This is a genomic window from Pseudomonas sp. GW456-L12, from assembly GCF_059424045.1.
In genome coordinates, this window is sequence record NZ_JBWKZA010000005.1 from 157916 (window position 1) to 172228 (window position 14313).

Annotated in this window: 8 protein-coding genes and 1 pseudogene; 4 read left to right on the top strand and 5 right to left on the bottom strand. The window is 53.5% G+C overall.

Annotation, left to right across the window (positions count from 1 at the left end; translation table 11 throughout):
- Positions 1 to 204: 204 nt before the first annotated feature.
- The 4 genes from AC07Y9_RS08645 to AC07Y9_RS08660 all read right to left on the bottom strand — a co-directional run bounded on the left by AC07Y9_RS08645 (position 205) and on the right by AC07Y9_RS08660 (position 2718).
- The gene (locus tag AC07Y9_RS08645; RefSeq protein ID WP_102678734.1) at positions 205 to 1221 is read right to left on the bottom strand and encodes an ImmA/IrrE family metallo-endopeptidase; all 1017 of its coding nucleotides are present in this window, start codon (positions 1219 to 1221) and stop codon (positions 205 to 207) included.
- Between the two features lie 9 nt (positions 1222 to 1230).
- Positions 1231 to 1581 (bottom strand): helix-turn-helix domain-containing protein, encoded by a 351-nt coding sequence (locus AC07Y9_RS08650; RefSeq protein WP_102678733.1) that lies wholly within the window; start codon positions 1579 to 1581, stop codon positions 1231 to 1233.
- The gene (locus tag AC07Y9_RS08655) at positions 1574 to 1849 is read right to left on the bottom strand and encodes a hypothetical protein (protein ID WP_038574461.1); all 276 of its coding nucleotides are present in this window, start codon (positions 1847 to 1849) and stop codon (positions 1574 to 1576) included. Before AC07Y9_RS08655 ends, AC07Y9_RS08650 begins: the two co-directional genes overlap by 8 nt.
- Before the next feature lie 311 nt (positions 1850 to 2160).
- Positions 2161 to 2718, bottom strand: a complete 558-nt coding sequence (locus tag AC07Y9_RS08660) for a hypothetical protein (protein ID WP_102678732.1) — start codon at positions 2716 to 2718, stop codon at positions 2161 to 2163.
- 360 nt (positions 2719 to 3078) lie between these two features.
- Between AC07Y9_RS08660 and AC07Y9_RS08665 the strand changes: the two genes are divergently transcribed.
- The 3 genes from AC07Y9_RS08665 to AC07Y9_RS08675 all read left to right on the top strand — a co-directional run bounded on the left by AC07Y9_RS08665 (position 3079) and on the right by AC07Y9_RS08675 (position 11712).
- Positions 3079 to 4746: a hypothetical protein gene (locus tag AC07Y9_RS08665; protein ID WP_102678731.1), complete on the top strand. Its 1668-nt coding sequence runs from the start codon at positions 3079 to 3081 to the stop codon at positions 4744 to 4746.
- 493 nt (positions 4747 to 5239) lie between these two features.
- The gene (locus AC07Y9_RS08670) at positions 5240 to 10273 is read left to right on the top strand and encodes an AAA domain-containing protein (RefSeq protein ID WP_102678730.1); all 5034 of its coding nucleotides are present in this window, start codon (positions 5240 to 5242) and stop codon (positions 10271 to 10273) included.
- Entirely contained in the window at positions 10273 to 11712 is a 1440-nt protein-coding gene (locus AC07Y9_RS08675; RefSeq protein ID WP_102678729.1) for a hypothetical protein, read from the top strand. The genes AC07Y9_RS08670 and AC07Y9_RS08675 overlap by 1 nt, the downstream gene beginning before the upstream one ends.
- A 619-nt stretch (positions 11713 to 12331) precedes the next feature.
- Here AC07Y9_RS08675 and AC07Y9_RS08680 read toward each other — a convergent pair.
- Positions 12332 to 13207 carry a TIR domain-containing protein gene (locus tag AC07Y9_RS08680; RefSeq protein ID WP_102678727.1) on the bottom strand — a complete coding sequence of 292 codons (876 nt, stop codon included), beginning with the start codon at positions 13205 to 13207 and terminating at the stop codon, positions 12332 to 12334.
- A gap of 681 nt (positions 13208 to 13888) precedes the next feature.
- Between AC07Y9_RS08680 and AC07Y9_RS08685 the strand changes: the two are divergent.
- Positions 13889 to 14115 (top strand): annotated as a pseudogene (locus AC07Y9_RS08685) (arginine deiminase family protein); the annotation flags it as partial.
- Between the last annotated feature and the right edge of the window lie 198 nt (positions 14116 to 14313).

The following is a 14313-nucleotide window of genomic DNA, read 5'->3' on the forward strand; positions in this document are numbered from 1 at the left end:
TGGTAGCCGCAATAGCGATTCGGACATCCAATCCAGCGTTGGGCGTCCATGTAGGACTCTGATGCACGGTAGCCAAATAAGCGTATTCGGGACTGAGCAAGTGGTTCGAGAGGTTACCCTTGATCCCTGCGAGCGAAAACGCGACGCATGACCCCCTGTTTCCCTGGTCCCTGGAATTCATCGGTATCGTTACGCGCGGTTGGATCACGATTGGCCGGTTCCTTGAAGCAAAGCCTGCTTGGCTACGGAAGAAAGTCCGCTTGCCAAATCCTCGAATTGGGTCTGGGTTTCGAAGCTGTTAAGCGGATCCGATGACCGGTCCCATGGTTTGCGCTCGTCGAGCTGAAGCTCTGAACGACCAGTTGGCAGACTCTGAGATGGTGAGATCAGGTAGTCCAAATAGTGCTCACCACCTGCAATGAGCGCGTCGGCATCTGCGGCGTTGCCTGGAGGCAGTAATACCGGTTCGATGGTGAAACCTTCCGAGGCTGCCTCTTTCGTGTCCCAGACGTAGCCAGCACCCGAGTGGTCTTTTAGTCGCACCAACATCTGGTCATCAACACGGGGTTCGAGAACAAGGTCTCGATCAGCTTCATCGAGAAGCCAGACGTCTCGCTGCGAATTGACCAGTGGTTTGCGAAGCAGTGCTTTCTTGATTGCCGCTGGCTGAATTCGCAGCACCTCTTCAACAAACGAACGGTCACACAGCTTCAGCCTTTGAAGTGACCATGCGGTTGCGGTGTAGCTGATTCCTAGCCTCAGGGAAAGCTGATAGAGGTTGAAGGGGTGCGCAAGATCGGTCACCGCCCAACCTTTTCGTTTCATGATTTTCGCGACGGCCCAGCGCGGTGCCACCAAACTGTAGGCGAACCAATCAGCTTCCAGTTCTTTCTGAGCGGCAGTGTTGGTGTAGTCCAGCTGTTCGTCTGTTGTGGTGCCGTGATCCAGAACGAAGTGCCCAAGCTCATGTGCGCAAGTCATTTGGATAACGCCTGCTGGACGCTCAGCATTTACCAGAATTCCTGGTTGGCCTTCGCTGATAAATGCGCCCCAAAGCTTTTCCAGTGGTCGTAGCATCACGACCACCCCGGCCGCTTGAGCAATCCGAAATGGATCGACGCGCGTGTACCCATCCTCGTCGATTCGGCGCTTCGCGCCGGAGTCTCTGACGACTTCAGCGGCGCGTGTAACAACAGATTTGATTTGAGTTGCGGAGAGCATCCCTATCCCCTAATTAGCTTTCGAAGCCCTCAAGAAGTCAGCAAACCGAGCGACTTCATCCACATCCTTCTGAGTCAGGCCTTTGACTGCCCTGGCCAGGAAAGCGAATTGTTCGGGACCGGAGTACGCGGGTTCGCACCCGGTCAGCAAATACTCCACGGACCGATGGTAGATGCTCGACAGGCGTTTCAGCTCTGTCACTTCAACCTTGCGAGTGCCGGACTCGATTCCGGTAATGGCTGTGCGGGTAAGTCCAACGAGCTGAGCAATTTCAGCTTGGGAAAGCCCTAGATACTCGCGAGCAGATCGCAGCCGCTCCGCAATTTGGAGACGTTCTTCATTGTTGTCAGTTTCACTCATCTTCCTTCGTTAGGTACGTGAGTACCCCCTCAGTGACTTGCTGAATGAATTGATCGCGCGACTCATAGCCCCCATTGCGAATGACCACCTCTACAGGGATTTTCTTGCCTACGAGCACGTCGATATCGATCATCGCTTCACAAGCGGTTAATGAGTCCATCGGTGCTCCCATGTCATCGATAGACGTGGGATCGCTGGCAATGACGATCTCTCGTTCATCCCAGAACGCACCTAACAGATCTTCAATTTTGCTTTGAAGTAAGGTCATTATAGTGTCGGAAAATCGAACAATGGCTGTACATAAATACAACCACAAGATGTGGCTGATGGCAATAGGCTTGTACTGGGTCCTAGACTAGGCCGGCTTTATTGAGGTAAGGGTGAGGAGCGCGGGCTAGTCGGAATCAGTCGGCTAGCGCGTGGGAAAGGACCCCAACGCGATTCCTGACAACGGACTGATGAGCGCCCCACTCGCCTTGGTCGGGATCATCAATCACTAGTAGGGCCTTGCTTGGATCACGGGTCGTACTCATGGAACCCCCTTGTTCTGGAACACAACCGCTGTGCCGGGATCGGATTTCAGTGTCGTGGAAAAAGAGCCTTGCCTAGCTTGGCTGCGGCCCCGACTCCATTTTGAGCTTCGTTCAAAATGTCACGTGAGAAGTAATCCGCGAGCCGTGCGCGGCTCTCGATTTCCTGCCGGATAGAAGCTGAATCGATGTTTGGATAGTTTGCACGGTAGGCAGCGTGGTGAACCAACGCGGCAGCCTGAAAGAGTGCGTCAGAGAGCCTGTGGCCATCCAGCCCCATTGATGCACACGCCTCAAGGATTGCGGTTGCATCACTTTCAACCTGATCTACAAGCCGTTGATCCGGCAAAAAAGAGTGCGCTCGAAGATGCTCTACATAACGGCGCAAAGTCGGGATCGAGAGGCTGACCGTGTAGTGCCTGCCATACCAAGGTCCGATGATGTCAATTTCATCCTGCGTGATGGCCATTTCCTGGAAGTAACCTGCCCAAGCTTCTTGAATCTCCTCATCGATTCGCTCGTCGCCGAGGTTGGTCAGATGCTCATTCAGGCGCTTAACCAAACGGAAGTAATCCAGTCGAACAGGTGTTTCGCGATGCTCATCCATAATCAGCTCCGAGATTCTGGGGTGTGGGAGTCTTCGCCTGCTTGGTGGAACTGGTCAAGATAGTAATCATCGATGGCATACCCGTACGGTCTTGGCTACGAAGCCCAAGGATTAAGATAGCTTCGCACTCATCCTTGGTCAGGCCATGGAGATCACTCGCAGTCCTTGTTTCCTCGCGACTGAAGGCAAAGGCGGCACGCGGGGCTGAAAAAGGCTTTGTGACATTTTTACCAAAAAACGGAGCAATGCGCTCTGAAAGGCCCATTTTTCCTATGCCCAAGAACAGACGCCGAAAGGAAGCGTTGACCCTTGTTTACAAGGAGTATAAATAGCGCTGTGTGACATCCTTCGAGAACGAACATGGCTGACAATGCGCTCATCGACCTGTTGAAGCAAACAGGCCCCTTGCTGAGCAGTGATTTGTCCAAGCTCCTTGAGACCAAGTACGGCCTCAACCCCGAAGCGGCGAGAAAGCGGGTCGAACGTGGGGGCGCTGGTATGACCCGTCTCAACCACATCATCTTTCCCCATCGGGCACGCTTCTGCTATCTCCAAGAGGACTATGGGTCTCCGTTTTTCTTCGATAATTTGATGGAGGCTCTGAAAAAAACTCGGAGTGCCTATTTTGCGGCATTACAGGCTCTCGCGCTTCGAGGCAACGTGATGCCCCGCCGGCATTTTCTTATTGCCTGTGGTGCACCTGTTGCTCAAAAGAAACACATTTCAGCAGAAACTCTGCTGGAGCGACTGGTGAAAGCGACTCTTGTAAAGGAGGTGGCGCTTCCAGGGGGCGAATCCTGTGTGGTGCGATGCGATCACCACCAGATGCTCGAAGTGACCTCCACGTGGGCAAAGATGAAGGGTCGTCTCATCGCAGAAAAGGTAACCCTGTTGGCGGTGAAGGATTGGGCCCGCAACTTAGGGATGGTGAGCTACGATTCCGTTGAAACCCGCGAGGATGAGGGCTCAGAGGCGTTACCCAAGGTCGGGACGTTCAATTGGGACCTGGCCGGACCCTCCTACTTATTCCCCATGCGAGAGTACGTCAACACAACTCTCAAACCAGGTTTCTTCGTTTGCGACCTTGCCCTAAACGGGTGGGTAACCGCTGCCCATCTGGCAGGGTTCGTCAACAAATGCGTCACGCTGCGCAGTCTCAGGAAGGTGAGCAAATGCCTTCAGATTTTTGTCGCCGAAAGCTACCACTCTGAGGCTTTCGCCCTTCTCAAGGAGCAGGGCATCATTCCGGCGACAACCGAGAGCCTTTTTGGCCGCGATGTGGCATTAGCATTGAAGAATCTTTGTGCGGTCCTGACCGACACAGCGAAGCTCACACAAACCCCTGAAGCGCTGGACAAAATTTTCAACGATTTGTCCCGAATCGAAGGCGCAGCTTCGACGCTACGCGGCAGCCTTTTCGAATTCGCGGTAGCCCAGATCGCGCGATCCACCTTTTTGGGATATCCCCAGGAGATGAACCGGATCGTCAAGGACAGTATCGGAGCGGAAGCGGAGATCGACGTGCTGGCCTACCGTCCGAGCCATGAAGTTGTTTTCATCGAGTGCAAAGGGATACACCCCTTCAGCACTTTGGATGATGCCGAAGTGGAGAAATGGCTTGATAAACGTATCCCCGTGATCAGGGGATTTGTTAAAACGCACTCCGAGTGGGCTAGCATCCGCCAAAGGTTCGAACTGTGGACGAGCGGCAAGCTTTCCGATAACGCGATTGCGATGGTGAAAACTGCACAGGCAAAAAATCCAAAATTGGACATTCAACTGCGTGATGCCGACTACGTGCTTGGCCAGGCCATGAGCAGCAATGATCAAGGACTTCTCAAAACATACCGCCAGCATTTCGTGACGCATCCGATGCAGGAATTTGAAGAGGCCCGGAAACGCGAGCAGAGTAAGGCCGACAAAGCCAAGGCAAGGTTGAAAGCGCCCTCTGTAGAGGCATCGGCCCCTCCACCTATGAGCCCACCAGCATACAGTACCGTGGTCTTGAACCCCCAATCAAACCTTTAGCTTATTTGGCTACTCGGAAAGAAAATGAACGCAGCTAACAGACAGTCAGAAAAGATCTGAGAGGTTCGGTGAAATCTGCCAAGCAATCGGCTTCATGTTGTGGCAGCTGCGTAATTGCATGGACTTGACCACTGCACATGATCTCCATGACTGGTTGGCCTCGACCCAAAGCAAACTGCGGCTAAAAGCGAAAGAAGGCCAAAAGCAGAAGTTTGGTCCTAGCGCGACCAGTTGCCGGATGTAGCGATCGCCTAGCCCGTCAGTGGGAGTGAATGGATCGTAGCGCAGTTAGCCGTCGTCATCGGCAAGATGCCGAGCTTGAGCGCGGGTTGAGTCGAAGGGAGTCCTAGAAAGCCAAAACTATGGGTTGGGCGGATCTCAAAAGAAAATGGGTCCAAAATCGCTAAATCCCCCGATATTACATTTCTATACGCCACCATTTCGCTTAGCGTATGGCAGATTGACTCCATTGTAAAAATGTTGCGGGGATCACATGGACGTACGCTACTGGGAAGGCGGTCTCCTTTCTTTTGAGATCGACGCTATCGACAAGATGGCCAAAGCATTCGGGCCCAAAGAGCTTCCTCCGGAACCTGGGTCAGGCTCCACGAAAGGGAAGTCGTTTGACGTTCTGAAACAATTGAAGAAACCTGAGGCAGGCAATGGCGTATGGCCTTGGCGCGGCTACGCCGGCTTTCGTTTTGCGAACTCGCGGGGCTCAGATGGGGAGTTCGATCTTGTCATCGTCACCCATAGCCTCGTTCTTGTTGTCGAGCTTAAGCACTGGCGCGGCGAGATCACCAACCACGGCGGTAAATGGCACCAAGACGGGAAGGAAACAGAAGTCTCGCCGGTAGACAAAACCCGTCGGAAAACCTTTGAGCTGAGGAAACGAATCAAGGGCCTAAAGTCTCAACTGCCTAATGGGAAAGAGCCCTGGATCGACTTCTGCATTGTGCTCACCGGTAAATGCACCCTGAATCTTCCTGAGGTCGAGATGCAGCATGTCATGCTGCTGGATGACTTTCTGGAAATGGCCGACCCTAAGCGGTTTAAAGACCGATTCAACGCGCGCTCGAATATTGGCTTGAATGAGCATTTCGGCTTCTTCGATGACATCATCAATGAAGGCACGGTTAAGCCCAAAGAGCTTGTTGTCGATGACTACCGTGCGCAGTCTCAAGCGGTGTTCACACACCCTACAGAAGTCTACCGAGAGTACGACGCGGTCAATATCCATAACAAGGATGACCATGCGATGGTCCGGCTCTGGGACTTTTCGAAGCTCGATGACACCCGTGCTCGAACAGCTGACGGACGGTACCGAATCCTCTCGCGCGAGAGGGATGTCATGGTCCACCTCCGCCTGCGCGATCAGGAGTTGATGCATCGTTGTGCTCGTCCTAAGCGTAATGCCAGCCCAGACAGTGTCACCGAGCAATATGCAGAATTGCTTGAAATGCCGGACGGGCATTACCGCCTAAACGAGTTCATCAACCGCTTTGTGGAGCGGATGACTGTGCTTGAGCGCGTCCAGCTTTTTAAGATCCTGCTGGCCCAATTTGCCGGACTGCACGGATTCAACATTGCTCACCGTGATTTGGGTGACCACAGTGTGTGGTTCTCTCCATCGTCATCGATCGCTCTTTCCAACTTCATCAGCGCCTATTACCAGCCTGTCGGTACTCTTGGCGATTTGCGTACCTTGCTGAGCATTGGTGCTATCGCGCTCCCTGAAGACCAGGACACTGCGATGGAAGGCAGTACGCCATTTCGTCGTGATGTCTTCGCGCTCGGGCTGATGGGCTGGCATCTGCTTCAGGCCCGTCCAATGCCTCTGAAGCTCGACGTCACCTACGTTGCAGGTGTTCAAGCTCAGGTTGAGTCGTCAGAAGATTGGCCTGCCAAGGTACTTGTACAAGCGTTGCGGAATGATCCAAAGGAGCGATTCGATCACGCCAGCGCATTTCAGCAGGCATTGAGCGAGTCCACGCCGGACAACTCTGCCAGTTTTGAGTTTGATAACCGGCGGCTGGACGTTTTTTCTACCGATCTACGGCTGAGCTCCGCTTACCGGGAGGACGATGACCCTATCGCCGACACGGCTGAGAAATTGATTTATCGATCCGGCCCCCTGGTCGTGAAATCATGGCCGTCGATCAATGCCCGGGACCCCAAGGATGGTCAAGGGCCGATGTTGATGGCTTTCTTTGAAGTCCTGGAGCAGCTGAAAGGCAGCGGTTTCGCCTTTCTGCCAAAAATTGAACACTTTGGTTACGATCGCAGCGGTAACCCATTTCTGGCTCAGGAGCATGTCGATGGCGAGCACTGGGATGAGCTGAAGGGGTTGTCGATTGAAACCCGTATTGTCGTCGCCCATGGGCTCATCGAGGCAGTTGACGGGTTGCATGGCCAGCAATTGAGCCACGGCGATCTGCATCCACACAACGTCAAAGTCAATGTCGGTTCCGCTCCCGAAAAGACTCAGGTCTACCTGCTCGACTGTCCGGATTTCTCGGCTTCAGGCGCGTCACCGATCAACACCCGCTACAGCCCCGTATTGGAAAACTGCACCCCAGCAGAGCGAGACAACTTTGCTGTAATGCGAATGGTGTTTGAGCTCCTGGACATGGACTGGGAAGCGCCTTCGCAGAAGGATATTCCCGCCCTGAGAGCGGCTGTCGCGCACGAGATGGACACGGAGTCCGGCTTTCTTTCCCTGGAGCGCTTCAAGGATGCTCTAGAAGCCGCTTTCACTCCTGCAAAAACGATTGAAACCGTCTCTGTCGTCCTACGAAACAGAAGTGGCGAGGCATTTGAAATTCTGCCTGACAACGGGAAAGTATCTGTTGTCGTGAAGCCCGACCAAAGAGCCCCCACCAAAGCCCTGGAGGTAACGTTCGCAGGTGTTGGCGGGCAGTTACTGACTGAGTTCAATCCCGCTTCCAAGCAGTTTGTAAATGCGTTCAGGGCCGTTCAGGAGATGCGGGTTCCCGCCTATTTGGCGCGTCAGGCAAACCATCACATAGAAGCGCGGTTCAGTGTTTCGGGTGGTACCAGCGTCAATGTTTATGAGCTGACCAAGCTTCTGGCCAAAGACGAGGCATTTTTAAGCCTCGCCGCACAGGTGCATGACGCGGAAGTGCGTAAGCAAGCGGCGATTGAAGACGGTGAACGCGTTGCGAACTCGATTACCGGTGAGGACGAGGATAACGGACTGGCCATAGATGAGGCGCAGCTAGAAGCTGTGAAAGTGCGGAGTTTCCCTGTCAGTCAAATATGGAAAACCATCACCTCTACTGAACTTGAGGCCCAGCCCTCATTCCGTGTTTCCGAAGAACCACACTTCCACAAGGATGGCGTAGGACTTTTGATTCCCTACGCCATAGATGCGAAGGCCCTTGAGGGGTTTGAGGCGGGAGACAACATCCGACTGATCCTCAGAGACGGGGAGAAGGATATTGATATCGGTGAGATCAACCTAAGCATGAGCGTGCGTGATGCAGTCTACGTGCTTGCCTCCAATCGTTCGAAACGCGTGCAGGCTGACTCTCAATTGTTCCTCCAAAGCCGGCAAAACAAGACATCAATGACGCGTCGTCGTGGTGCGATGGAGCGGATTTTGAACCGGCAGTCAGTGCTGCCAGATTTGATGGATTACTTCGACGAAAAATGCAAGCTGGCACCAAGGGGGTATGCTGAAGAGCCCACCGATGCGGACTTTGCAGTATACGAACGCACCACAGCTAGTGGCACGGTCATCGGACTGAATGAGGCCCAGCGCGCCGCATTTACACAGCTTATCACTACAGGCCCAGTGGGCCTTTTGCAGGGACCTCCGGGGACAGGTAAGACAGAGTTTATCGCGGCCTTCATCCATTATCTGATCAGCAAGGTCGGGGTGCGAAATATCCTCCTTGTCAGCCAGTCTCATGAAGCTGTCAATACTGCAGCAGAACGGATCCGCGCGCACTGCCGTCGACTGGACACCGAGCTGAACGTTGTGCGCTTCAGTAACCGTGACCAGGTTGTCTCCGAGGAGCTACTGGACGTTTATTCCCGCAATATCGTCGACCGCCAGAGAAATGGGTTTAGCGCTGAACTTAAGGAGCGCGTGGGTTTCATGGCTTCGTCGCTGGGTTTGAGTAAGCCTTTTGTCCAGACGATGGTCGATGTGAATCAGCGAGTGTTTCACTTGGTCCGATCATTGAAAAAGCTGGACGAGGAAATTTTGCGCGCTCAGGGAGACGGAGCAGAACGAGTGGCTTTGCAAGCGCTGAAGTCTTCTCTGATGGGCGAGCTGAATCTAAATGCCAGCTTGTTTCTTGGCGAGCTGGGTGAGGGCGAAAGCAGACCCCAAGAATTGCTGGAGCGCATCTATGATCACGTCCAGACGGTTCATGGAGTGCGGCCTCCGGAATTCAAGCACTGCCTTGACCTGATCCAACTTTCTCATGAGTACGTTGAGCGTTTATCGAGCAACAGGGCCAATTATGATGAGTTCCTGATGCGGTCCAGGACATTGGTTTGCGGCACCTGCGTGGGTATCGGACTGCAACATCTCAAGCTTGCAGAAACTCATTTTGATTGGGTCATCATCGACGAGGCTGCTCGATCGGCGCCGAGTGAGTTAGCGATCGCCATGCAGGTCGGCTCTCGGGTTCTGCTGGTCGGCGACCACAACCAGCTACGTCCTACTTATGAGGAAGAACATAAGGCAGCCATTGCCCGTTCCCTGGGCGTTACCACCAGCTCAGCTGAATTCCAGCAGGTTATGCGCAGCGACTTTGAGCGAGTGTTCCAATCCCAGTATGGGCGTGCCGCTCGGGCGACGCTTAATACGCAATATCGAATGCTTCCAGCGATTGGCGATCTGGTTAACGAGATCTTCTATGACATCGACCTTGAGAACGGCTACAGACCAAGTCCTGCCTATTTTTCACAAAAGGTTCCTGAGTGCCTGTCCCATGTGGTCACTTGGATCGACACCAGCGAGTTAGGCAAGAAAGCTTACGACAGCGGCACGCTGAGCCTGTCTAACAATGCTGAAGCGGATGCGATCATACGGCTGCTGGAAGAAATCGCAGAGGACACCGAATTTTGCGCGGGCATGGCTATGGAGATGGCCGAGTCGCAAGAGCCTCCAATCGGGGTCATCTGTATGTATCTCGATCAGCGAAAACTAGTGAGAAAGAGATTCGCCGAGAAAATCTGGTCGGAGGAGTTCCGCAAGCTGGTAAAAATCGAGACCGTCGACAGTTATCAGGGTAAAGAAAACAACATCATCATCGTCTCCCTGACTCGGGCCAAAGCGGATCAATCACCTGGCTTTTTGGCGACCCCGAATCGTATCAACGTCGCGATGTCACGCGCGATGGAGCGGTTGGTCATCGTAGGCAGTTTGAGCATGTGGAGCGGCAGGAACGCGAGGCTTCCATTGGGTCATGTAGCCAGCTTTATCCAGACGAAACAGGATACGATCAACTACTGCATCAAACCAGTGACGCGGGCCAGGAGGGTTGTCTGATGGAGCTTAACCCAGTTGTTCTATTCGAGCTGGACGTCGCGGTGCCTGCGCAACAGTTTCGTATTGAGTACACCCTTGTGGACAAGGGGGGGCTGCCAGTCGTACCGGAATTTCTTCTGAGACTGCTCAAGATTTCGGCGCTGCTGCCAGCTGAAATCGCCAATTATTTCGGGTTTACGGCTCAAGAGCTCAGTTTTGCAATTACACCGTTTCTACAAACGGGGGAGCTTAAAACGCGCCCTGATGGACGAATAGAGCTGACCGATAAAGGCCGTGGCTTGTTTGCCGGCAAACATGAGTCACCGATTGTGAAGCGCAAGGAAGAGCGCGAGCAGATGTTCGTGTTTGAGCTTCTGGCGTTTACTTGCCTTGGAAAAAGCCTTGGAGATGCCGACTCCAAACGTTGCCTGGAGTTGCAGGCGCCAAGCGATACGCTTTCCGAGTCCGGTGCGAAGGCCGTCGGTGCGTTCATGCGTCAGATTTACGACATTTATCGCGCTGGTCACCTGGGTGGACAAACGCAGGATGCGGGGCCGCCAGAGCTCTACAAGGTCGCAGGCGTTCAAAAAGTAAGGGATGGCTGGGAGAAGATAGAAGAGCGTGTAAGCATTGATGCTGACTCTCGGCAGGTACGCTTTGTCGCGAAGGAAGGTCTGCGCGAAAACGAGATCTACATGCGTCAGCGTACGGAGCAGTTGAGCCGCATGCTGGGTAGAGCAAACCTCGATCAGGTTCTTCAGCTCGCAGACATCCTGGGAGATTCGGATGCCTACGACTTTGTGTCTTCAAACGGTATGGACCTTTCTGCCCTGTACCACAGCGCCAGTGCCGTTGCGCGGGTTAGAGAATCTTCCGGACTGCGACTTTTTGGATCTCTTCAGTTGCAGCAAAACTGGGATAGAGTTTTTTCAGTGCTGCGCAAATATCAGAAAGCGCTTCAGAGTGAACCGCAAGCCGCCCCGATTAGCCTCTCCTGGCTGGCTCCGGCCTCACATGAACTCTGGGGACGCTCGGCCAGGCATGCTCAGCTTTGCAGTGCATTTTCTGATCTCTCAAAAACAAAAAGCAAGGGAGGCGGGAGTGATGGAAAACCGGTTTTCGACGCTAAGATTTTGATCCCAGTTTCTGCCAGCGATGATTGGCCGGCGATCAAGCGCGCAAAAGGCGACTGCAACAATGCCAGACTGCTTCTGTGCGGCTTTGTTGAGTCAGAGCAACTGGCGCCACTTGAGGCGATGGTCATTCACGGAAAATGCGCGGTCGTGATTTACCACTTGGTTTTACCGACGTTGTCTCCGGTGCCTATTCCATTCGGATTCATCACGGAGGATGCTGCCAAGATCCTTAATATTGAAAACCTGATAAATCGCACGATGAGCGAGTACGTCACAGGTAATACGCAGCGTTACCTCGGTAGCTTCGAACGCCCCGCCGCCTGAGCAAGCCATACCGCAGATGGGGGAGGAGGAAGGCAACCTCCTTGTAGTCGACGCGCAGAACAAAAGTTTCGGAAGCAGCATTTCACAGCTGTCCAAAAGTGAACACCTTCCGCAAGACGTGCTGGTGCGATTCCAGTTCTTGCTAAAGGACCGCAACTGGTTGGTGCATGGCTTCCAACACAGATAGCAAGAAAGCCCTGGATGACGACGCTGCCTACGTTGGTCTTCACAGAAAGCTGGAATCCATCTCGGATGAGGCTGGGCGGCTGTTGAAGGAGACTTCAGCGCTCTCGGAGAAATTCGTACTTGGGCACGGTGTGTCAATAGAAGCTCTGGAGGCCAAAGTCGCCGAAACACTCAAAGAATGGCAGAGCTCAATGAGTTGTGCCTGGGGACAAGGCGCGCTCGGGTCGAGGAAGAAGCTGTATGCCGGAAGTTTGGGATCGCCTGATCGGTACTTCTGCTGGCAGATACGAAAAAGCCCGCTTTCGGGGCGGGCTCTCACGCGTCTCCAAGGGGAGGCAATTTGCCAACGAAGTCTCGGAGCCAACCACCATAGGCTACACGCCATGGCCACCTTTGTCAGCAAGGCTTAGGCCAGGGCGTTAACCCGGCCTGCCTAGCTGCGCATCACCTTATTCCAATCAATTTCGTACCCAGCGTCCTGGAGCTCCCGACTCAGGGCTTGCTTCCAGCCCTCATCGTTCATCGAAGTCCAAACCACGCCTGCGAAGTCGCTTGGAATTTCGACTTGACCACGCTTCAGTGCACAGACCCTGTCACGACCTAGGTAGCCTAGGAAATAGCCAAGCTCCAACAGGACGTTCTGCCTGGCACGAGGCTCCAATTGTCCGCCCTTCACGCAGCCTTGGTCGTCAGGTGTGAGCAGCACCACTGCAAATCCTACGTCTCGATGCCCTTCAATTTTTTCGATTACGGTCCGACCACGATTTGCCTGTTCGTGGAGAATGATGGGCTCAAGACCGAGTTTCTCAAGGAATCGAGCCACCGACTCTCTAGCTCCCTCGTCATGGCCGTGAACCACAAATACTCGATCTGAATGCACAGCTTTAATTTCATGGGCCGAGGCGGTCTCGACACCCTCCGATACTGGGAGATCTGCCAAGTCCTCCTTCAAGCTTTTCTGTGCTTGCTCCAGCAAAGCAATAGAGTTCAGCACCCGGCGTTGAATTGGCGAGTGGTAATCGATCCGCTGTCCGCTAGTGATCATCATCGGGTAATACGTGAGGTCAGTCGCGGCAGCGTAGGTGCGATAGGCGCTGGTGTCCTCCCCGAAGCATCTGGTCAGACTATCCTTGATGGCAACCTCCAAAGCCTTCAGCTCGGGTGTATTCCCATCCCGGACGGTATTGAGGTCAAAAGCGCGAAGCTCTGCAATTCGTTCAGATAGCCGAACTAGGCCACGATCGATCTCTTGAGATGTCAGTCTCAGCTTCGGCTGCGGAGGTGTAACAGAGGTGGTTTTTCGTGCCATGGTCTACGCATTCCTTGGTAGCGGTAGGCGATTATTGCTGATTTTGAAATGTCTGTTCAGCCTCTGGTCCCTCGGACGCCTTTTCTTCAAGCGAGACTGACTTAATTATTTTTGCGAGGCGCAAGCCCACGTTGGCGGCCTCGCGAGACTGACTTTAAAACTCAAAGTGGCAGCCTACAGACGCCAATCTACGCTAGCCGACGAGACTGACTTAATTGTTTAAGATCAATGGTTGGTTTTAGACAATAAAAACTGTCGCAGAGGAGGATTTGCTCCTCTGCAGGCATTGGCGAGTCCTTACCTTGCTCACCGGTAGGCGTCAGGGTGGCTACATGTCCTCATGATTGTACGAATCAACCTGACGAATCCTTGCATTCGTACATCGAGCGAAATCTCCATTTGAATTGGAGAAATCTGACCGTCGAGTTGTTCGAGAGCCTTTCCAGGTCCAGCTGAAGCTCGATGGACCTACGTAAAATCACTGCGCATATGGGATGGCCTGGATGCTGTCCATTTGATCCTCTCACCGTCCTGGCCATAGGCCGACTGTCTACGCGGGCAAAAGGCTCAATTCGTCTTTGATGCATGTCATGTCGCTTTTCCAAAATACCGAGTTTAATACTTGAAAACCTTGATTTCTTAAGAGGAGTTCGACTATCGCGAGGAATATTGGAAGTATCCATCAGTACGGAAATAACCAAGTTAGGCACCCTTCCGAAACCGGCAAATTGCACAAGGTGGTGGCGTTTCCGCCAGCCCTATCCCACCAGCGGCCTACGCCCAGCAACTACAACGAACTGCTGTTCGACGATGTGATCAGGGTGAGTCAGGCCTAGCACGATCACTTCGACTTCGTCACCAAGATGCGCAAGCGGGAAGTGGAGGTCTTGGAGACTCACAATTTCTTGCGCCTGACTCAAAACTCAAGAAGTGTCTGGAGGTATATCCGGACCTGTCTTGACGCTAACCGGGGCGTTCGGGCGGCAGAATCATCCAGCCGCGCAACAGGAGAAGCCGCCCAGTCAAAACGAATCCGATAGACCATACCGGTAAGCGCAACGTTGAGACGCATCCAGATTGCTGTTGCCACTTTTCAAAGTGTTCAA

What these genes read in the sequence shown, in the direction of transcription:
- AC07Y9_RS08645 (WP_102678734.1), bottom strand. Translation starts at nt 1,221, where the DNA reads ATGCTCTCCGCAACTCAAATCAAATCTGTTGTTACACGCGCCGCTGAA.
- AC07Y9_RS08650 (WP_102678733.1), bottom strand. Translation starts at nt 1,581, where the DNA reads ATGAGTGAAACTGACAACAATGAAGAACGTCTCCAAATTGCGGAGCGG.
- AC07Y9_RS08655 (WP_038574461.1), bottom strand. Translation starts at nt 1,849, where the DNA reads ATGACCTTACTTCAAAGCAAAATTGAAGATCTGTTAGGTGCGTTCTGG.
- AC07Y9_RS08660 (WP_102678732.1), bottom strand. Translation starts at nt 2,718, where the DNA reads ATGGATGAGCATCGCGAAACACCTGTTCGACTGGATTACTTCCGTTTG.
- AC07Y9_RS08665 (WP_102678731.1), top strand. Translation starts at nt 3,079, where the DNA reads ATGGCTGACAATGCGCTCATCGACCTGTTGAAGCAAACAGGCCCCTTG.
- AC07Y9_RS08670 (WP_102678730.1), top strand. Translation starts at nt 5,240, where the DNA reads ATGGACGTACGCTACTGGGAAGGCGGTCTCCTTTCTTTTGAGATCGAC.
- AC07Y9_RS08675 (WP_102678729.1), top strand. Translation starts at nt 10,273, where the DNA reads ATGGAGCTTAACCCAGTTGTTCTATTCGAGCTGGACGTCGCGGTGCCT.
- AC07Y9_RS08680 (WP_102678727.1), bottom strand. Translation starts at nt 13,207, where the DNA reads ATGGCACGAAAAACCACCTCTGTTACACCTCCGCAGCCGAAGCTGAGA.